This is a genomic window from Patescibacteria group bacterium (assembly GCA_041667185.1).
Taxonomy (GTDB): domain Bacteria; phylum Patescibacteriota; class Patescibacteriia; order SG8-24; family SG8-24; genus JBAYFM01.
Map to the genome: position 1 here is coordinate 1 of JBAYFM010000013.1, position 21,971 is coordinate 21,971.

The window sequence follows — 21,971 nt, forward strand, 5'->3', positions numbered from 1 at the left end:
CCAGCACTCCAGCACTCCAGCACTCCAGCACTCCAGCACTCCAGCACTCCAGCACTCCAGCACTCCAGCACTCCAGCACTCCAGCACTCCAGCACTCCAGCACTCCAGCACTCTCCAACCACCCTACCCCTAAACACCAGTCATTGTCAACACTAATGTAGACAACCACACCACCCATCCACCACTCCCTGACTCCGTCTCTCCCAAACTTCCACACTCTCATATAGGCTCCCAACTCCGTAACTCCGCCTCTCCCTGACTCCGTCTCTCCCAATAAGCTCCCAACTCCGTATCTTCGTATCTTCGTATCTCCGTCTCTCCGTCTCTCCGTCTCTCCCAACATTGCCAATTCCCAACAAACCCCCTATACTCTTTCCCAGTTTCGCATTAGGCTATTTCCACCCCAATCACGCACTCCCTGCCTCCGCCACGTCGCTCGCGAGCGACGTGGCTCCGTCTTCCCTGACTCCAGAACTCCAGCACTCCTGCACTTCAGCACTCTCAAACAAGTCCTCCCACCGTCCCCCCTCAAGCCCAACTGTAACGCTCTAACGACTTTTACGTCTTAGTGGATGAGAAGTCTTTTGAAGGAAAAATTTCTCCTGTTCCGCATCAAAGCCAAGAAAGATCCGGAGGCTTTTGGTTTGATATACGACACCTACGTGAAGTCCATCTTCCGGTTCATCTATTTCAAGGTGGCGTCCACGGAACAGGCGGAAGATCTGACTTCTGAGACGTTCCTTAAAGCCTGGCAGTATCTCAAAGAAAAACGCGAGGTCCCATACCTGCGCGCCCTCCTCTATAGCATCGCACGCTCGACGGTGATCGATCATTACCGCCGCATCGCCTGCGAGCGCGGCGACGTGTCCATGGAGGACGAGCGGGCCAGCGGTCTCACTGACGCGGCGAGCGACAAGCTCCTCCGCGACGTCGAGACGCGCTTCGACACCGCGCAAGTCATCGAGAAACTGCGAGGCCTCAAGGACGAGTATCGCGAGGTCGTCATCATGAAGTATCTGGACGAGATGACCTCGAACGAAATAGCCGACGCTCTCGGCAAGTCGGCCGCGAACGTGCGTGTGCTCCTGCACCGCGCGACCAAGGCCCTCACCGAGGCCATCCAACATGACCAACAAGGAACTCGCAAAACTTCTCTCGCAGTCAAAAAATGAACGTCGGGGTGGCGCCCCGCACGAGGCTTGGGTTAAGCAGAACCGGGAGATCCTGATGATGCAGGTCCGCAACACGATGGACCTTCGGACCCAGACCGGCCTCGGCGAAAAGATGCGCCACCTTTTTGATATCTTCGTTCCCGCTCAGGCCTTCGCCACCGCTGGCCGCGCTTTCGCCGTTTTCGCCCTGGCCGTGAGCACCATCCTCGGCGGCGGTCTGGTCTCCGCTGGCGCCTTCCGCGCCGCCGCTCCCGGCGATTCGCTATATAAGATGAAACTCGCCGTCGAGGACGCCCAGCTCTTGCTCGCCCCGAACGCCGAATACCGCACCCGCCTGCACACCGAGTTCGCCGACCGCCGTCTCGATGAGATCGCCAAGCTCGCCGAGGGCAGCGTCCGCGACCACGCCGAGGCCGTCAAGGTCCTGGCTCTCTTCAGCACCCAGGTCGAAGCCCTGAAGACCGGTCTCGAGAATCTGCGCGCCGAAGATCCGGCCGGCGTCACCGAATCCGCCAAGCTGCTGGAGCGCAAGATGGCCGTCTATCAGGATGTCCTCGCCAAAGCCGCCGCGTCGCTGCCGTCCTCCGCCCGCCACGAGATCGCCCGCACCCTGGATGTCCTGGACGGCGTCGCTATCTCCGCCATGGCCGTCATCGTTGAGAATCATCTCGCCGGCGACGCCCGCACCCCCCAGAACCTCATCGTCAACAAGTTCGAGGATCATTTGAAGACCGCCCAGGCCAAGCTCGACAGCGCTGTCGCTCGCGACGGCGAGCATGTCCAGCCTTCGGCCGAAGCCGCCAACGCCGCCCTCGCCCGCGCCAAAGAACTCCTGAAACAGCAGAACTATCAGGCCGCCCTCACCACCATGGTCGAGGTCGCTGAGCTGACCAAGGAAGTCGAAGCCGTCATTGACGCCGCCGAAGTCAAGGACTCCCAAACTCCGTCTCTCCCAAACTCCGTCTCTCCCAAACTCCCTGACTCCAGCACTCCGTCCCTCCCTGACTCCGTCTCTCCCACAACCAACCCGCCAAACCCGACAATATCAACCGAGCCCGTCTCGGCTGATGCTGCTGGGTCTGGCAACCGCTAGCCGGACCGTCCTGGGGCACGGCAAGAGCCGTGTTTTCTGCCCGTGAGAGGGGACTGTCCCGCGATTCGGTCGCCAAAAGGCGATCTTCCGACGCGCAAGCGAAGAAGACGCCAATGACCTGTATATCCCTGTTCATTTCTCGCTCAGACTTAAAAAGGTCGAGCCTCCCGTTCCGGCCGATGGTGCCTGGCTCCCCGCAAAGCGGGGTGCCTGGCACCGTCGGTCGCGGACGACCCGAGGCGTCTGGCGATCTCGTCCCGCGTCGATGACCGGGGCGTAACAACCCCGCGTCAACTTTAAATCACGACGCGGAACTATATAGAAAGATTACTAAGATTATGCACGAAGCAATGAGAATGAGCCGCAAGGCCTTCACCGTTGGCGTTGTTGCCACGACGATCGCCTGGTCCATCGGTCTCTCCGCCCTGCTGGCCCCTCTGTCGGCTGGCGCGGTCGCCGCTGGCACGCTCGTTAAGGCTTCTCTCCCGGCCGTCTATTATGTCGGCTCGGACATGAAGCGCTACGTCTTCCCGAACGAGAAGACCTACAAGACCTGGTACGCCGATTTCTCGAGCGTCCAGACGATCACTGACGCCGAGCTGGCCGCGATGACCATTGGTGGTAACGTGACCTACAAGCCGGGCGTCAAGATGGTCAAGATCACGACCGATCCGAAGGTTTACGCTGTCGACGCCCATGGTGCCCTCCGCTGGGTCAACTCTGAGGTCGTCGCCGTCGCCCTCTATGGCGCCAGCTGGAACCAGATGATCGACGATGTGTCGGATGCTTTCTTCACCAACTACACGATTGGTGCTGATATCTCCGCCGTCGGCCAGTTCTATCCGGCCATGGCTGCCGCGACCGCGACCTCTATCAACGTTGATAAGGGTCTCGGCACTTCCGGCACCGTTTCCGGTCAGCTCACCGCCATGTTGTCCTCCAGCCAGCCGGTTGGTGGCAGCCTGCCGCGGAATGCTACTGGCGTTAACATGGTCAAGTTCGATCTCCGGAACTCCGGTTCCTCGGCTATGACGGTTGATTCGTTGACCGTTCGCCGCCAGGGTCTCGGCGTTGCTGGCGATATTGCCAAGGTTTACGTCTACGAGGGCAATGACCGCCTGACCACTGATCGCTCGATCAATGCCACCTCCAATGAGGCCACTTTCAGCGGCCTGAACTTGACTCTCGCCGCTGGTGAGACCAAGTCGCTTTGGATCGCGGCTGATATCGCCAACACCACTGTCGGCAACGTCAACAACCTGTCGATCGTCAGCGTCAACGCTGGCTCCATCATGGCTGCTGGTCTGCCGGTCTCTGGTCCTTCGTTCACCTGGACTGGCGCCACTGTTGGCGGCGTCACCGTGGACAAGAACGCCCTGACGACCAAGCCGAAGGCTGGTCAGAATGGCGCCAAGTTGGTTGAGTTCAAGCTGACCGCCGCTGTTGAGGACATCCTTATCAATAAGGTTGCTCTCTATTACAACGGCACCGTTAGCCGCACGAACATCTCCAACCTCGTCCTGAAACAGGCTGGTCTGACGGTCGCCTCGGTCTCTGGTCTTTCGACCAAGGATCAGGCCACTTTCGTCTTCTCCAACCCGTTCTCCATCGAGAAGGGCAATTCCCGCACTTTCGAGGTGTTTGCTGATATCGGCGGTTCCGCTCGGTCGACCGAGAACGTTTCGTTCTATGTCGATCAGCCCGCTGACATCGGTTCCATCGGTAAGACCTATGGTTACGGCGTCGCCGTTACCAACAACTTTGGTAGCGCTGCTGCTCAGGTCCTCGCGGTTGAGGCTGGTCAGCTGAACCTGTCCTTCAACGGCCCGGCCTCGAAGGATATCGCCGCCAACGCCAAGGATGTCGAGCTCTTCAACTTCTCCATGTCGGCTGCTGCCAACCTGGAAGTCAAGAGGACTCGTCTTGATCTGACCGGCACCACCGCCCTGGCTGATATCGTCGATCTCAAGATCGTTGATACGGCTTCTGGCGCCATCGTTGCTGGTCCGGTTGATCCGGCCACTGCCGCCTCCTGCGTTGCGAACGTCTGTTCCTTCACCGAGGTGTATAACCTCGCTGCCGGTCAGACCCGCACCTTCAAGGTGACTGCCGATGTCATCAGCGCCGCTGCGGCCAACGATGCCGTCAAGGTTTCCTTGGTTGCTTTCGCGACCGGTGTTGACGTCCGCAACCTGGACAACAGCACCTACCTGGTGACTGCTGACATGGTTCCGTCGGCCAACATCGCTGGTAATGCCCATGTCGTCAAGAAGGCTTCTTTGGGTGTTTCCGTTGGTTCGAATCCGGTCTCTCAGACCTACATCCAGGGTTCGCAGGGCATCAGCCTCGTGGGCTTCGGCCTCAAGGCTGGTGATGCTGCTGACATCACCGTCAGCTCCATCAAGATTACTGGCTACATCGATCGCGATGGCGCTGGTGTCTTCGTCAAGGGTACTGATGGCTTGGCTATCTTGAGCGATGAGCTCCTGACAGCCAGTCTCTGGGATGGCACGACGCAGGTCGGCCAGACCAAGTCCCCGGGCGCTGGTGCTGATGGCACCATGACCTTCGATGGCCTGAATTTGGTCATCGGCAAGGGTCAGACCAAAGGACTCCTCCTGAAGGGTGTCCTGACCTCGTCCATCGCCACCTTGGTTGCTGATGTCGATCGCATCAAGTTCGATATCGCCGCCAACACCGATATCACCGCCACCGATCCGGAAGGCAACCAGCTCGTCGCTGGTACCGACCTGCTCGGCGCTCCGATCAACCAGACAACGGTTGATGCTGGTGTTCGCATGACCGTCAAGGCCGCCGGCACTGTCGCCGTCGCTTTGGCCCCGGATGATTCCGAATCTGAAGCCGGCCTCGTTGTCGGTAGCGGTTCGAATGTCGTCCTCGCGAAGTACAAGTTCACGGCCGTTGACGAAGAGTTGAAGGCCACCAAACTTGGCTTCCAGGTCACCACGGCCGCTGCCGTTACCAGCCTCAGCCTCTATGATGGCTCGACGTTGGTTGGCGGTCCGGCTGGTATCGATGGTTCTGGCAATGCTCACTTCACTGGCCTCAACTTTGTCATCCCGAAGGATGGCTCCAAGGTCCTGACGGTTAAGGGCAACCTGTCCTCCGTTGGTTCCACTGGCGCCACCACGGGCAACAATGCCAAGGTCACGCTGAAGGACACTGCTGGTGCTTTCTCCTTCGAGGTTCGCGGAACTTCGGCTGGTTCGTCCACCACCATCGTCGCGATCACTGGCGGCGACGTTGCTGCCAACAACAAGATCATGCGGAAGAGCAAGCCGACCATCAGCTTGGTCTCGCTCCCGTCGACCACCCTGGTCGCTGGTGAGAACGTGGTCACGCGCGTCACGATCGCTGCTGACGCCGCTGGCGATGTCTCGCTCAAGGGTCTGGCTCTCCAGGTTCAGAACGGCACCACCGGTGCCATCACTGATCCGGCTGCCGTCGCGACCTCCGCTGTCCGCCGCGTTGGTGATTCCACCAACCTGGCTGGTAAGTCGGCCATGGTCGGTGGCGCTGATTGTGCCACCACCGCGACTTGCGTCCTCGTCACTACCTTCACCAACGAAGAGGTCATCTCCGCTGGTCAGTCTCGCACTTACGACATTCGCTTGAGTGTTGTGACTGCCGCTGCCAGCACCTCCGTTGTCTCGAAGCTGCTGGGTGATGCCGGTATGAACACCGGTGCCCTGGTTGTCGGCGTCCCGCCGGTGAAACACACCGTCGCTACCGTCGCTTCGAACTTCGTCTGGTCCGATATGTCCGCTGTCTCCCACGGTGTGGGTACTGCTGACTGGGCCGATGGCACCTACGTGAAGATCCTGCCGACGGACACTCAGACGCTGTCCAAGTAACGACTTCGAGTGGTTTACCGGCTTCCTCTGATTCAAAAGCTGGCCGCTGGGACCTGTTGGCCAAAATAGTCAGCAGGCCCAGCGCGTGGGCTCAGGCGATGCTAAAGATCTCCCGATTACCCAAAAGAAAAACCCCCACCCCTCCGGCGGGGGTTTTTCGTATCTCACCCCAATCTTAATCCCCACTTATCCCCAATTGGTACCTGACACCTTTAGCACCCCAAAAGTACCTGACACCTTTTGGGGATAACTTTAAAAACCTCCGCTCATCTCACAGAAACGCCGATTTTTTGTTTCGGATGAAATACGAGCGCTCCTTTTTTGAAATATTTGACCGCCTCTTTTTTGCTTACCGGTTTTTGTTGCCACATCTTCACCAATTTTCGATACTCAGCCCGCCTGATTTCATCGGTCGCACCTAGAGCTAAAAAAGCCGGATCAAGAGTGATTAGGCTGTTGGTTTCGCCGCGCAGATACACACCGGCACTGGACCAACGATAATCTTCCGGTTGTTCAACGATTCCGGCTCGCCAGGCATTTAGCTCAACATAGATCCCGCACGTTAACATATAGGAATCATTCCCGATGACGTATGATTTGAATCTATTTTTCCAGAGATGTCCTTCCTGTCCGTATTTTTCCCCATACCATAACGAATATCGTAGCAGTAGCTCTTTCATGAACACGGACGTCATTGCGGGGTCTTTTTCCGGCGGCCAGATCACCAGATGAATATGATTGATCATCAGGCTGAAGTGGAGGATCGACACGCCAAAATTTTTCTTAAGCCAAGCAAGCAGTTTGAGAAAATACGACCGATCCTCGTCATCGCGAAAGACCACGACGCCGTTATTGCCGCGGCTAATCAGGTGGTAGGGGAATTCGCTTGAAAATATTCTCGGGTCCCTAGGCATATATATCCCGCCTCTCTTATCTGACTGCCATTTATTTTGCAAGTCCTAATCTTATCCACAGAAGGTGTCAGGTACTTTTGGGGTGCTAAAGGTGTCAGGTACCAATTAGTGATAACTTTTTGTGGCGGGCTGTATTTTTGCTATACTACTACTCATATGAACCACCCCAAACATATTTCAACGATAACTCTCGCCATCGCCCTCGCGGCCTCTCTCGCCCTGCCCGCCCTCACCGCGCCAACCGTCACCGCAGCCGCCGCCACCCCCGCCCCGCCCACCCTCACCCAAGACGCCACCTACACCTTCGGCAACGCCCAACTCACCGCCCTCGCCGGCTCCCAAGCCGACTCCCTCGTCGCGACCGCCACCACCCTCACCGCCACCGTCGCGGCAGGGGAGGCGCTCATCCTCCGCGCCGCCGGCCCGACCCCGGCCATCCTCGAAAACGACTCCCAACTCGCCGTCTGCAACGTCCTGCCCAGCCGTGAGAACCAGCTCATCATCAACGGCCCGCGGACCGTCACCGTCACCCCCTCGGCCTATAACTGCTCAACGGCCAACGCCAGCACCAACACCACGCCGATCTTCACCATCGGCCAGCCCGCCGCCGGCGCCGCGACCCAAGCCGGCCAGCCCCTCCAGATCTTCTGGTCCGCCTCCGGCCGCGCCGTCGCTTCGGTCAGACTCCGTCTCTCGACCGACGGTGGCCAAACTTACCCCACGATCATCGCTGACGACGTCGTCAACGACGGTTTCGAATCCTGGACCATCCCGGCCGACACCTACACCACCGCCCAGGCCCGGATCAAGATCGAAGGCTTGAACGGCAATCCGCGCGAAGTTTCAGCGCTCGCCCTGAGCCCGATCTTCGCCATCAGCGGCATTACTCCGCCAACACCATGGTCGCCAGCCTCGGCCACCGCCACCGCCTCAACGATCGATGTCAACCAGGGTTTCGACAAACTCACGCCGTCTTTCGAACCTCTCTGCGCCGCCGGCCTGCGCATCAAATCCCACAGCAACCCCGCGGTCTATTTCTGCGGCGCTGACGGCAAACGCCACGGCTTCCCCAACCAGAAGATCCACGATTCCTGGTACGTCGGTGATTTCGCCGGCGTCGTCACGGTAAGCGACACCGCGCTCGCCCAGATCCAGCTCGGCGCGAACGTCAGATACCGCCCCGGCGTCCGCATGGTCAAGATCCAGACTGACCCCAAAGTCTACGCGGTCGACGCGAATGGCGTCCTGCGCTGGATTTCGACCGAAGCCATCGCCACCGCCCTGTACGGCGCCAACTGGAACCAGCTCATCGACGATGTCCCGGATTCGTTCTTCACCGACTACGCCATTGGCGCGCCTCTCGAATAGGCTCAAAAAGCTCAAAACACCCGTCCTCATCAGGCGGGTGTTTTCGGTAGTTTGGGAGAGACAGAGTCAGGGAGAGACGGAGCCACGTCGCTCGCGAACGACGTGGCGGAGTGCGTTAGTGTGAGATCAAAACCGTCAGACGATTTTGAGAGTGAAGGTACCTGACACTTTTAGCACCCCAAAAGTACCTGACACCTTTTGGGGATAAGTCGGGGAGGGGAGGGGAGATTCGTCTCGGCAAACGCGCCACTACCACTCTCGCGGCGATCCGATCGAAACCAGGTCCGTCTGCCGCTTACGCAAAGATTGAATTTGTTGTATAGTATTTGCTAGTAGACTTATCCACAATGAAGACAATTTCAACAACGAGACATTAATCATCTGCTGTTCTATTAAGGAGCAGCGGCTATTTTTTAACGGCTTATTCATATGAAGAGGATCAGCAAGATTCTCGCAACCGCCGGCGTCAGCATCTCGATGCTCGTGACCGGCGTTGGCAGTGCTTTCGCTGCCACGACGATCGGCGCTAACGTCACGACGGACGGCAATCTGTCCGCATACGGCAACATCGTCCTCAAGGACGCTGTGGCCGCCGCCGACACGATCGACATCGGCGACACTTCCGACACGGTCACTGTCCTCGGCGATATCTCGCTCACGGACACCCAGTGGAGTGTCACCTCCGCCGGTAACGCCAGTTTCGCCCAGCTCATCGTCGGCAGCGTTGATAACACTGAGATCAGCTACCTGAACGGCGTCACCTCGGCCATCCAGACTCAGCTTGATGGCAAGCAATCGCTCGACTCCGATCTGACCGACATTGCCGCACTCGTCACCACCGCCTATGGTCGCGGTATGTTAGTGCTTGCTGATGCCGCCGCTGGCCGCACCGCTCTCGGACTCGTCATCGGCACTAACGTCCAGGCCTGGGACACGGATCTTGATTCCTGGTCCGCAATTGCCCCCTCGGCCAAAGCCGCTTCCGGTGCCAACGGCGATATCACTTCGCTCACCGCCGTGACCTCGATCGACACTATAACTGTCTCCGCGACAGCTTTGACCTTCGCTTTCGCTGGGTCGATCAAATCGCAGGGCGCTAACACCATGACGGTTGATTCCGGCGGTACCGGTCTTCTTGAGATCGGCACCAGCGCTCATGCCAAGACGATCACGATCGGCGCCGACGATAATGACACTTTCTCTCTGAGTTCGACCGGTCTGAAAGTCTCGACCACTGGTGCGATCACCGGAGCTTCCGGCAACATCTCACAGTGGACGAACAACTCCGGCTATCTGCTTCCGGCAGCCATCGGTGTTTCCATCCAGGCCTACGATGCTGATCTCGATGCCTGGGCGCTTCTCGCTCCGGCCAACTATTCCACCACGGCCCAGATCGCTGCCGCCTATCAGCCGCTCGACTCTGATCTGACCAGCATTGCCGCGCTTACCACCACCGCCTACGGTCGCGGTATGTTAGCGCTTGCTGATGCCGCCGCCGGCCAGACCGCTCTCGGTCTCGTCATTGGCACCAATGTCCAGGCCTACGATGCTGATCTTACCGACTGGGCCGGCGTGAATCCGTCTGCCTACACCAACACTGCCGGTCTCGGCGCCTTGGCCTTTCTAAGCAGCGTCGCCTCCGCCCAGATCACCGACGGTTCCGTCTCCGGGACCGATATCTTGGACGCCACCGTCGTCCTCGGCACCGATACTTCCGGCGCCTACGACTCCACCGCCGACACTATCGCCGACGACGGCACGATCGTCTCCGCTGAGATCACCGACGGCACCATCGCGAACGTCGACCTCGCCAGCGGATCTTTCGCCAGCATCACCGGTGTCGGCACGCTCGGTTCGCTGGCTGTGAACGGCGCTCTGACCCTCGGCCCGGCGACGTCGCATGTCGTTTCCTCGCAAACCACCATTCCTGGGGTCACTGCTAGCGCTGGAACACCCTCGATCCTGACAGGTTCGACCGATACGGCCGGTCAAGTATCATCCGATGCTACCGCGCATACCACGGTGACAGTGACCTTTAACACTGCGTACGCGAATGCCCCGATCTGCGTGATCTCTCCGGCTAACGCGGCTGCTGCCGTGACTGCGGGAAACGCGACGGGAGCCTATGTGACCACCACTACGACCACCATGGTCATCAACATTGCTTCTGAAGCCAGCGCTCAAGCCTGGAACTACGTCTGCGTCGGAAATTGATCATAACGTCGTTACTCACTGTTTAATCTGAACGACCTATGACCCTTCAACGAATGGAGAGGTTCCGGCCGCGGGCTGGTTCGGTTGCGGCTACGGTCGTGACCTCGCTCTTCTTCCTCGCAACGGCTTTACCGGCTTTGGCCATCGACACGGTCACCTACGATGCCAATACCAGCCTCTTCCTCAGTGGTCCGTCCGTCACCCTGACCATCCTCTCCGGTTCCTCGCACGGCGACAACCTCACCGTCAACGCGTCGAACTTCGTCCTGCCAGCCTCGATCACCGGCAGCCTGACGATCCGCTACACCGGCTCGCCGACGCCGAAGAACTTCACGGATGGCTCGGCGACCTATTGCACCTACGTGGGCGGAAATAACGATTTCGCGTTCACGTCCGCGCACGTCAACAAGACGATCTCGATCAGTGCGTCCGACTGCGGCCCGCCATCATCGGGTGGCGGAGGCGGTGGCTACACCCAGCCTTTCGGCACTTTGACCGCTCCGAACGGCGGCCAGACGATCAGCGCCGGCAGTTCCTACATGGTCCTGTGGTCGGCCGGCGGCTCGGGCGCGACCGGCGTCAAGCTGTCACTCTCGACCAATAATGGCACGACCTATCCGACGGTCATCGTCGCGAATACCGGCAACTCCAGTTATTATTACTGGACCATTCCGGACATCTCGACCACGCAGGCCAAGATCAAGATGGAGCTCCTCGGCACATCGATCGTCGACACGAGCGATGCTCCGTTCACGATCGTTGGTTCGACGCCTGCGCCGGTCGTGACCACGCCGGAAACTCCGGCCGTGACTCCGCCAGCGGCGACCACGACCGAGCCGGTATCAGGCGAAACTCCGACCGCGCCCGCGGCAATCGTGGCTGCTGAGGCTGCTGCGCCGGCCGTCGCTTCCGGTTCCGCCGGAACTTACGCGCCGACCCAGGCCACCGTCGACACTCCGACCATCAACGTCGACAAGCAGCTGGAACCGCCGCCGCCCGAGAAACCGGCGCTCTGCGAGTCCGGTTCGCTCATCAAGGCATCCAGCCCCGCGGTCTATTTCTGCGGCAAGGATGGCAAGCGCTACGTCTTCGTGAACGATAAAGCCTTCTACTCCTGGTATAAGGATTTCTCCACGGTCAAAGTGATCACGGACGCGCTCCTGGCCCAGATTCAGCTCGGTGGCAACATCAACTACAAGCCGGGCGTGCGCATGGTCAAGATCCAATCCGATTCGAAGGTCTACGCGGTCGCCCGCGGCGGCCTCCTGCGCTGGGTCTCGACCGAAGCGATCGCATCGAAGCTTTATGGCGCTGACTGGAACAAGAAGATCGACGATGTGTCCGATGCCTTCTTCTTCAGCTACCGGATTGGTACGCCGGTCACTGACACTGACGCGGGACTATAACCGTTTCGGCAGCCAGGGCTTCTAGGGCGTCGTTAAGCGCCATTAGACAGCTAAAAAAGCCAAAAACAGCCCCCTCACCGGGGCTGTTTTGAATGTGGGGGGGGGTGGGATGAAAAAGGGGGCAGCCCTTTTGAATGCGGTGATCCCTGACTTATCCACAAAAGGTGTCAGGTACTTTTGGGGTGCTAAAAGTGTCAGGTACCAATTGGGGATAAAATCGTCAGACGATTTTTCGCAAAAGGGGACAGCCCCCGCTATTATTTCTATCTGATTGTTTTTGCGGATTCTGTGGATAACTTTGGCCGACGATTCGGGAAGATACTTATATAATGATGAGGTATAATATGATTGTTAATTTAATTCGCTATCAATATTTTTTTAGATAAAGTTATGCGGCAATTCGCGTTTCCCAGATTCAATAAAAGAACGCTCGCCCTGGCTTTTCTGGCTTCGATCCTGGTCGTTTCGTCGGCCGGCGTCGCGGCGGCTGCGACAACCATCGGCGCCGACATCTCGACTAGCGGCGCTCTGACCGTCACCGGCAGTGCGACGCTGGGTTCGGTTAGATCAGCCAACCTGTATGACGCCAGCGGCAATCCCATGCTCGGCTTCACGGCCGTCGGCGCGGGAAGTTCGTTCTACATGCAGAACAACACCGCGGGCAATAACCCCGTCTTCGGCGTTACCGGCAGCGCGAATCAGGGCATGACCATGATGATCGACGGCGACGGTAATCTGCGGGTGCAGAGTTCCGATGCCGCCAACGACATTCTGCAGCTTTGGCCGTCGCATTCTTCCAGCGTCTCGGCCAGCTACGGCAACATCATGATGAAGGAGGATCTGACCGCCAATCGTGAGTGGTATCTGCAGAACGCGGCTGGCGTCATCCCGCTCGGCACAACGACGAATAATCTGTTCTTCACGACCACGGCCAACACCAATCTCACCTTGCCCGTGTCGGGAACTCTGGCGACGCTCGCTGGTACCGAGACTTTGACCAACAAAACGTTGACCTCGCCGATCATCGCGGCCTGGGACGGCATCTATACTTCCGCCGGCGCGTCGGCTCCGGCCCTGGCCGTCTACGGCATGCCCGCCAACGTCAACTACCTTGAGGTCGGCAGCGGGGCGTCCGGCGGTCCGCCGGGCATCGCAGCCAAGACCACCGGAGCCGATGTGAACGTCGGGATGACCCTGGGGGTAATGGGTACCGGCAATCTCGTCGTCCAAACCAATACGGCCAACGCCGACACTTTAGCCCTCATCCCGGCGGCTGGCGGCGGTGCTTCTTTCATTGGTAGGTTGACCTCGGCCGACCTGACTGCCAACCAGACCTGGACCTTGCCGAATGCCACCGGCACGCTCGCGATCTCCGGGGCCAACTCAGACATCACTTCGCTTTCCGGCGCTAACCAGATCGATTACGCCGGCAACCTGTTCATCGGCACTGGCGCGGTGGCTGGCTCCCAGCTGCTGTACCTCGGCCGCTCGGGTTATGTGACGTATCTCAACGGTGCGGGGCTGTTTTTCTCCAATGATCAGGCTGATCGGATCATTTCGGTCGCCACTAATAGTGCCGGCGCGGCCGAAAATCTGGTTCTTCGCGGTCAATATGGAAACGGCGTCGACACTAATGGCGGTACCGTGCATATCATGGGCGGCCACAATGGCGGGGCAGGGACCGGCGCTCCAGGTTACGTCTACTTCGGAGATGGTTCCGCTGCTGCGGTCGACATGAGTTCTCCGGGCGTTGATGATGTATATATGGAAGGCCGCCTTGAGGTCGACGGCGCTATGACCGTGGATTCGGCCACGCTGGTCGTCGATAGCGTCAATCACCGCGTCGGCATCGGCGATGCGACTCCGACTGCGCTGCTGACCGTCGGCAGCGGCGACAAGTTCACGGTCGACGCTTCAGGCAACGTCGTCGTCAGTGGTCTCCTGAAACGATCGTATGCGGCGGTGTCGGCTGTCGGTCCGGATCAACCCAGCGCTACGGCCCTGACCGCCGATATCAACGTGGTCAACGGCGGCGCGGGTGGTGTCCGTCTGCCCGCGGCTGCTACCGGCCTAGAGACCAAGATCATCAATCGGTCCGGCGCGGGCATCAATATCTATCCGGCCAGCGGCGATTTGATCAATATCTCCGCCGCGAATTTCCCGATTTCGTTGGCCAATCAGTCCACGATCTGGTGCACGACCCTGGCCGCTGGCGCGTGGGACTGCGTTACAATGACTTGGTAGCGAGCGCTATCGGTTGTAGTTGCCGTTAACGAGCGGCCTGGTCTGTGTCGACCGGGCCGCTTTAGTTTATTCCGCGCGCCAGGCGCATATCTGGACAGTTCGCTTCTTTTTTGCCACAGTGGCCGCATCAATATAACGCGCCATTATGAAAAAAGCTCTAATTTTAGCGGTTTATTCATTGTTATCAGCCGCCCTATTTCTCGCTTTTCCGTCGGCTAGCCGGGCGACGGTCATGGGCATCGATGTTGGCGACCTCATCAAGATCCAGAATGACAATGATCCCGCCACACATGACGACGAGACGGTCTATTATTACGACCGGGATTGGTTCCGCCGGCCGTTCCTGAACCGCCGCGTTTTCGAGAGTTGGTATCGCGATTTCAGCGGCGTCAAAGAGATCACAGCTTCGGAGATGGCTTCGATCCGTCTCGCTGCGCCGATCGTCTATCGTCCCGGCACGCGGCTCGTCAAAATCCCGTCCGTTCCCAAGGTCTATGCGGTCGAACCTGGCGGCGTGCTGCGCTGGCTCGCGAGCGAAGCCGTGGCTAAGACGCTTTACGGCGACAATTGGTCGAAGCGCGTGGATGACGTTCCGGAATCGTATTTCGCCAATTATCGCGAGGGTGCGCCGCTCGTCGCGCCGCTCTGGCCGACCGGTTCGGTCGTGCGCCGCGCCGCGGACGCGTCGTTGTTCCTGATCGACGGTCTCACGATGAAACACCTGACGCCGGATGCGGCGTCCGTGCTTCGCTATCAAGAATCCGATATCTGCGCCGCGGCCGATCTGTCGGCTTATGGTAGCGGGGGAGAGGTTCAGGTTGACGATGTCCGCTTGACCGACACTTCGCAGTACCAGCTGGTCGACACCAAGTCGCGTCCGGTTTTCGACCAGGAGGAGCAGTCGTCAGTGGTCAGTGTTGGCGGCCGCCGCGATCTCGCCACGCTGCGCGTCTCGACCGGCATGCCGATCATTGTCCGTCGGGTCAGGGTTGCGCTCGGCGGTGCGCTCTGGAAGGGCGGTGAACCGCTGCTTGCCGACATCAGGATCGAAGCCACTGACGGCGAATCCTTGTTCGGCACCAAGCAATTGGAAGCCGTCGGCGCCAGCGAAGCGACGCTTGATTTTGAGGGCGCTTATAATGTCGCGGCAGATTCCTTGACGACGTTGAAGTTGACGGCCAATGTCTCCGCTGCGGCCGCTGGTTCGGATATCACCGTCAAATTTGAACGCTCCGGTTTCCGCCTTGGCGACGGTGGCAATGGCGATAACTGGACTGAATTCTACCCCCAAGACTCGTTCGCATCCCACTCGCTTCGGATCGAGTGACCCCAAAACCGTCAGATAGTTTTGACCTCATTTTCGTCAGACGGTTTCGAGTAAAAAGGGACAGTCCCCTTCATGAGTAAAAGGGACTGTCCCTTTTGAAGGCGGTTGTGGATAAATGATCAAGAGATCAGCGGCCCGCGTGGGCGGCTGATTTTTGCTATACTTCAGCCATATGAAACGTCTTCCTTATTTTTTCGCGGCTTTATTCGCGCTCAGCCTGGCCTGGCCGGCGAGCGCGGCGACCTTGGCTCCCGGTGATCTCATCAAACTGGCCGACGATGGCAACCCCGCGACCACGGCCGACAGCGCCGTCTATTATTACGGCACCGACTCCCGGCGCTACGTTTTTCCCAACGCCCAGACCTACTTCACTTGGTATAAGGATTTCAGCACGGTGAAGACCGTCACGTCCGCGGAGATGGCAGCGGCGCAGATCGGCGGCAACGTCACTTATCGCCCCGGCACCCGGCTCGTGAAGATCACCTCCGACCCCAACGTCTACGCGGTCGAGCCCGGCGGCAAGCTGCGCTGGATCCAGAGCGAGGCGGTCGCGCTGGCGCTCTATGGTCCGCAGTGGAGCCAGCGCGTTGACGACATCCCCGACGCTTTCTTTTTCAACTACAGCATCACGGAACCCTTGGCCGCCGCGGTCTATCCCGACGGGACAGTACTCAAGCGCGCGAGCGACAACGCTTACTTTCTCATCGAGAACCGGCAGAAGCGCCGGATCGCGAGTGTGGTCATCAAAGACGCTCTGCGCATCCAGGACAAGGATGTCATCACTGTCTCCGCCGATCTCGGCGATTATCCCAATGGCAGCGACATCACGACGGCTGAATTGAAACTGACCGACACCGCCCAGAAGAACTTGATTCCGGTCACGGCAACTCCGACCTTCACTGTCCGGCTGCCGGCCACGAATTATGTCGCTGTCGGCGGCGAAGCGACGCTGCTTGAATTGCGGTTCTCCTCGGTCAAAGCAGCGGTAATCAAAAAACTCACTACCAAAATCGACGCCACGACCGGCGCGCCCGCTGCTGGCGCCGACGATCTCGACAAGGGTGGCTTGGTCTACGAGAACAACGCCCGCGCCAACCTCACCGATCTTCGCCTCGTCGATGCCATCGGCGTCCTGCCGTTCGGCCGCAAGGACATCTCCCTCAATATCGCGCAGGATCAGTCGCAGACTTTCATCTGGACCGGGAATTTCCAGGTTGCTGGCGGCCAGGAGACGGTCCTGTATCTGCGGACCAACCTGAATCCGCTGCTGCCGACCGGCGAAGGCTACAAGGTCACTTTGGTCGTGAGCGGTACTGAGGTCGCTGATGCCGCCACTGGCGCTGTCACACCCTTCGCTCCGGCCGCTGATCTGGTCGGACCGACCCTCGCTTCCCTGAATGCCGCGCTCGAAGTTTCGCCGGCTTCTAACCCCGGCTCCAAGACCTTTATCAAAGGCGCCAAAGACGCCGCGCTCGCCGGCCTGACTTTCAAAGCCACGACCGTGGCTCCGAACGTCATCAAGTCAGTGATCTTCCAGGGTTACGTGGACGAAGAGGGAGTGGCGGGATTCTTGCCCGGCGCTGATGCCGATAATGGAACGGAAACCCGTGTTCGCGACATGGTTCCGGCCGTCAGTCTTTATGACGACAAGGGCGTCAAGATCGCCGGTCCGGCCACGGTTGATCTTGCCGGTCAGGCCGCTTTTTCCGGCTTGTCCTACCAGATTCCAGCCGGCCAATCCGCCATCCTTATTCTCAAGGGCGACTTAAGTTCAACTATCGATCTTGAGAATCAGCCCAACCGGCTGACTTTCGACATTGCCGACGCTTCGACCGACCTGGCTGTAGTCGACGATAAGGGCGCCAAGGTGAACGCTCTCGGTATCACGCCCAACGGCGGCACCGTGCCGATTTACTACGCGACGATCAAGAAGAACGGCCAGGTGAAGTTCAAGTGGCAGGGCAATGGCGGACCGGCCTACGCCGGCAAGGAGATGTTGCTCGGGACGCTTGCCGTCGAGGTCAAGGATGATTCTTATGATCTGACCACGCTTAGTTTCCGGCAGAACTCCGGCATCGCGACCTCGCTCGTCGAGGCCCGGCTGGAGTATCCTGTTGCCGGAGCCGCGAACGGTTCGATCACCCGCGAATTTCTCGGCAGCAACCTGATTTTCTCCGCCCTGCCGATCGTACTCGACAAGGATAAGGTGACCACGCTCAAACTCTACGGCAAATTCCGGTCGAAAGACGGCGGCGCAATCTATAATGAGAATATCAGGGTGCAGTTCGGCAACGTTGATTCGCTGCAGTTCATTTCCCGGACCGACTGGCAGGTGTTCAGCGAGACCGATCTGACTGCGACCGGGGATTTCAGCGTCCCGACGAACACCGCCAGCGCCTGTTACATCCGTTTTTCCAAACTCACGGCCGCCAAAACGGAAGGTGTCACCGGTTCGGTCTATCGCGATTCCCAGGTCGAAGTGCTGCGCTTCAGTCTGAAAGCCGAACCAGAGGGTCCGGCGCGGATCAGCAAGCTGGTCTTTAAGCTGATGCCGGGCGATGCCGGCAAAGCCGGAGCGGCGAATGACGCGCTGGAGAATTGGGCCCGGATGAATGGTGACTTCGCCGATGATGACCTGGTCGCCAACCTGAACCAGATCTTCGCCTCTTCCAAGAATACGATCGGCGAGGATTCGAGCGCCAGGATCTATTATTCCGTGGTCCATGGCGGCGTGAAGAATTCTACGCCGATCGCGTCGAATTACGTCTCGGCCGCCGGCGATTACGCCCTGCTGGAGTACGTCTTCGACCAGGGTTCGGAGTTCACGGTCGCCGCTGGCGCGACGGCTCAGATGTCCCTTGAGCTCGCCACCGCGTCTTTGAACGGCGACCAGGATTCCAGCCTCGGGGTGGAACTTCGGGGCGGCGCCGACTTCCTCTGGACCGACATCGTTTCCGGATATTATACCGCGCTGAACGGTTCCGAGGCCGCGGGTCTGCCGATCTCCATCTCGTTGACCATCAAAAAATGATCTGCTGTCGGCGGCGGGACGGCTCGGATCGAGCCGTCATTTTCGGCCGTCCGGACCCGCTTTCCAGGGGCCGCTTAAATTGGTATAATTAATATAAGAATGGGCTACTGAACGGCGGTTTGCCCGGAATAGGCTGAAATAAAGATCAAAATCTCGGCTTCACATGAATAACGATCTCGATCAATTCGGCGGCGACCTGGGCGGCAGCGGCGAAGAGCCGGCGCTGGGATTCGAACCGATCGATGAGGAAGCGCTGCGGTCGCTCGTCGCGCTGGCTCAGGATCGGCACAGCCGTTTTTTGGACGTCGGCCTGTCTTTCTTCGACGACATCCGGAAGATGTGATTCGGCGCAGCCGATGATTTGACCCGCAGCGGGTCATTTTTTGTTTTTCAGCCTTGAGGCGCTGCCTTTGCTTAAATCAGGGTCTTTGTTACAATTGGCGGACTGCTTATGACCGCTGAACTCGGGAAAAAAATAGGCGTGATCGGCGTCGGTTGGGTCGGCGGCGCCGTGTCCCGATATTTTCAGGGCGCGGGCCACGAAGTCCTGCTTTACGATCCGCCCAAGGGCCACGCGGATATCGGCGTACTCGCGGCGGCGGACGCGATCTTCGTCTGCGTCCCTACGCCGTTCGATCCGCAGCATGGCGGCTACATCTCCGCTTACATCGACGAAGCCGTGGCGAAGATTCCGGGCTCCAAGACCGTGATCATCAAATCCACCGTCGTGCCGGGCACCACCGCGTCCCTGCAGGAGCGTTTCCCGCAGCACCGGTTCATGTTCAATCCCGAGTTCCTGCGCGAGAAGACCGCGACCGAGGATTTTCTCCACCCGGATCGCCAGATCATCGGCGTCACCGCGGCCAGCGCCGGCGAAGCGGAGGCGATACTGAAGATCCTGCCAGCCGCTCCTTTCAGTAAGGTCGTGAATTCCACGGAAGCCGAAACGGTCAAATATTTCGGCAACTGTTTCCTGGCGCTGAAGGTCGTGTTCGCCAACCAGTTCTATGACGTCTGCGCCAAACTCGGGATCGATTACGACGCGGTCAAGGACTGCGCCGCGGCCGATCCGCGCATCGGCCCCGGACATCTGCAGATCTTTACGGATGGCTATCGCGGCTACGGCGGCGGTTGTTTTCCCAAGGATGTTAAAACGTTCGCCCAGTTCGGCGACCGCATCGGCCTTGATCTTGAGCTTTTAAAGACATGCGATCGGATCAACGAGCGGCTCGTGAGCCTGCCGAAAAAATGAATCGCTCCGGAAACCGGCGGCCGCATCGTTTCTTGGCCGCTTGCCTGGTCGTCATCCAACTGGCGGCGTTTTTGCCGTGGCCAGCGTTCGCCGCCGAGCGCATTCCGAGTGACACGTATTTTTCATCGCTCTGGTATCTGAAGCAGATCGGCGCGACCGAGGCCTGGAATCGTTCGCTCGGGTTCGAGGGGATCCCGATCGCGATCATCGATTCAGGCGTGGACCTGGACCATCCGGACCTCAAGGACAATATCTGGCGCAATTACGGCGAGATCCCCAACAATGGCATCGACGATGACGGCAACGGTTATGTTGACGACGTTTACGGTTGGGATTTCGTCGACAACGACAATGATCCGCGGCCGAAAGCGACCGGAGAATACAACAAACTCGGCGTGAATCACGGCACCGTCAACGCCGGGATCGCGGCGGCGAAAGGGGATAACGGCAAAGGCGTGGTCGGGGTTACCTGGCAGTCGACGATCATGGCGATCCGCGTCTTGGATTCGAGTGGCGCCGGCGATCCGCAGAATGTCGTGCGGGCCGTCGAATACGCCGTGAAGAACGGCGCCAAGGTCATCAACCTGAGTTTTGCCGGTCCGTCGCGCAACGAACTTTTGGCGATCGCGCTGCGTCGGGCCTACGACGCTGGCGTCTTCATCGTGGCCGCGGCCGGCAACGCCCCCGAGGGCGGCGCGGCGAACGATCTCGACCGCAACCCGCTTTATCCCATCTGTCTGGATCAGGGCAGCGACGAGAATTTCGTTTTCGGAGTGGCCGCGACCGACGAGAGCGACGTCAAAGCTGAATTCTCCAATTTCGGAGCCGGTTGCGTCGACATCGCCGCTCCGGGCACGCGCGTCCTGACCACGCAGTATTATCGCGCCGGCTCCAAGGATTTTGACGCGCTGTACGGCGGTTACTATAACGGCACTTCGGTCGCGGCGCCGATCGTCGCCGGAGCGGTGGCTTTGCTGCGGGCTCTGGATCGCAATCTGACCCCGAAACAGATCATGAACATCCTGACCGATTCGGCTTTCCGGATCGATCCCAGCAATCCCGGATATTTCGGCAAGATCGGCCGCGGCCGGCTGGATATCGCCAAGGCGGTCGGACGTTTGGCCGAGTCGATGGTCTCGAGGACGGCGACGCCGCCATCGACGACTTCCTCGCTGTTGCCGGCCGGTTCCGACGGCCGTCTCGTGGTGGCTGCCGCTGGTCCCGGACGGGCGGCTGAGATCAGATTGTTCACGTCTGACGGGTTGTTCATCCGCGGTTTCAACGCGTTCGCCGAGGGGTTCCGCGGCGGTGTTTCGCTGGCCATCGGTGATTTTGACGGGGCTGGCCGGCGGTCGATCGTCGCTGGCGCTGGTCCGGGCGGCGGGCCGCAGGTCCGTATTTTCGACAGCAACACCAAACTGCTCGGCGGTTTCCTGGCTTTCGACCAGCGCTTCACGGGCGGTGTTTCCGTGGCCGCCGGCGACATTGATGGCGATGGCCGCGACGAGATCATCGCCGGCGCTGGTCCGGGCGGCGGTCCTCACGTACGCATTTTCCGGGCGAACGGCGCGCCGATCGGCGGGTTCTTCGCTTTCAACAAGACTTTCCGCGGCGGTGTTTCCGTGGCCGCCGGCGACATTGATGGCGATGGCCGCGACGAGATCATTACCGCGAGCGGTCCGGGCCAGACGACTGCGGTGCGAGTCTTTAATCCCAAGGGCGAGCTGAAATCCGAGACCAAGCCTTTCGGCGCGCGCTATCAGGATGGCAGCCGACTCTCCGTCGTGCGGGACGGGTCCGGCAGCCGCGATCTGATCGTGGTCGGTCCCAGGCGGGGAACCGCTTACGGCGTCCTGACCATCGACGCCTCCGGTCGCACGGCTGCCGCTTCCAAAGCGACCGCGGCTCTGGTCCGCTGGCTCTCGGCCGGCGTCGGACATCCGCTGACGCTCGCCGGCCAGGTCGGTTCGGCCCCGCTCGTCGTGATCGAGTCAGCCAAAGATGCGGCAGCCTTCTACGCTTTCGAGCCCGCCTTCAAAGGCGGTGTCGCGGTCGGCCTGATCAGGTAGCGCCAG

Annotated in this window: 13 protein-coding genes; 12 read left to right on the top strand and 1 reads right to left on the bottom strand. The window is 59.5% G+C overall.

Going from position 1 to position 21,971, the window contains the following annotated elements; genetic code table 11:
* Positions 1-584 precede the first annotated feature (584 nt).
* From WCT10_04865 to WCT10_04875, 3 genes are all read left to right on the top strand, one after another.
* The gene (locus WCT10_04865; protein ID MFA6604131.1) at positions 585-1,172 is read left to right on the top strand and encodes a sigma-70 family RNA polymerase sigma factor; all 588 of its coding nucleotides are present in this window, start codon (positions 585-587) and stop codon (positions 1,170-1,172) included.
* Positions 1,126-2,265 (top strand): DUF5667 domain-containing protein, encoded by a 1,140-nt coding sequence (locus WCT10_04870; GenBank protein ID MFA6604132.1) that lies wholly within the window; start codon positions 1,126-1,128, stop codon positions 2,263-2,265. Before WCT10_04865 ends, WCT10_04870 begins: the two co-directional genes overlap by 47 nt.
* 338 nt (positions 2,266-2,603) lie before the next feature.
* On the top strand, positions 2,604-6,140 hold the full coding sequence (locus WCT10_04875; protein ID MFA6604133.1) for a hypothetical protein: 3,537 nt from the start codon (positions 2,604-2,606) through the stop codon (positions 6,138-6,140).
* A gap of 266 nt (positions 6,141-6,406) precedes the next feature.
* On the opposite strand, the gene WCT10_04880 is transcribed toward WCT10_04875, so the two are convergent.
* Entirely contained in the window at positions 6,407-7,054 is a 648-nt protein-coding gene (locus tag WCT10_04880) for a transposase (GenBank protein MFA6604134.1), read from the bottom strand.
* Positions 7,055-7,210: 156 nt separating this feature from the next.
* On the opposite strand from WCT10_04880, the gene WCT10_04885 reads away from it, so the two are divergent.
* The 9 genes from WCT10_04885 (at position 7,211) to WCT10_04925 (ending at position 21,965) form a co-directional block, all read left to right on the top strand.
* A complete protein-coding gene (locus WCT10_04885; GenBank protein MFA6604135.1) occupies positions 7,211-8,422 on the top strand; it encodes a hypothetical protein in 1,212 nt (403 codons plus the stop codon).
* A 429-nt stretch (positions 8,423-8,851) separates the two neighbouring features.
* The gene (locus WCT10_04890) at positions 8,852-10,636 is read left to right on the top strand and encodes a hypothetical protein (protein ID MFA6604136.1); all 1,785 of its coding nucleotides are present in this window, start codon (positions 8,852-8,854) and stop codon (positions 10,634-10,636) included.
* 38 nt (positions 10,637-10,674) lie between these two features.
* On the top strand, positions 10,675-12,042 hold the full coding sequence (locus WCT10_04895) for a hypothetical protein (protein MFA6604137.1): 1,368 nt from the start codon (positions 10,675-10,677) through the stop codon (positions 12,040-12,042).
* A gap of 390 nt (positions 12,043-12,432) precedes the next feature.
* Positions 12,433-14,286, top strand: a complete 1,854-nt coding sequence (locus WCT10_04900) for a hypothetical protein (protein ID MFA6604138.1) — start codon at positions 12,433-12,435, stop codon at positions 14,284-14,286.
* Between the two features lie 232 nt (positions 14,287-14,518).
* The gene (locus tag WCT10_04905) at positions 14,519-15,613 is read left to right on the top strand and encodes a hypothetical protein (protein ID MFA6604139.1); all 1,095 of its coding nucleotides are present in this window, start codon (positions 14,519-14,521) and stop codon (positions 15,611-15,613) included.
* Positions 15,614-15,785: 172 nt separating this feature from the next.
* Positions 15,786-18,644, top strand: coding sequence for a hypothetical protein (locus tag WCT10_04910; GenBank protein MFA6604140.1), 2,859 nt, complete (start codon positions 15,786-15,788; stop codon positions 18,642-18,644).
* 163 nt (positions 18,645-18,807) lie between these two features.
* A complete protein-coding gene (locus WCT10_04915; protein ID MFA6604141.1) occupies positions 18,808-18,987 on the top strand; it encodes a hypothetical protein in 180 nt (59 codons plus the stop codon).
* A 108-nt stretch (positions 18,988-19,095) separates the two neighbouring features.
* Complete coding sequence (locus tag WCT10_04920; GenBank protein ID MFA6604142.1) at positions 19,096-19,896, top strand: hypothetical protein; 801 nt, start codon at positions 19,096-19,098, stop codon at positions 19,894-19,896.
* The gene (locus WCT10_04925; protein ID MFA6604143.1) at positions 19,893-21,965 is read left to right on the top strand and encodes a S8 family serine peptidase; all 2,073 of its coding nucleotides are present in this window, start codon (positions 19,893-19,895) and stop codon (positions 21,963-21,965) included. Before WCT10_04920 ends, WCT10_04925 begins: the two co-directional genes overlap by 4 nt.
* The last annotated feature ends 6 nt before the right edge of the window (positions 21,966-21,971 follow it).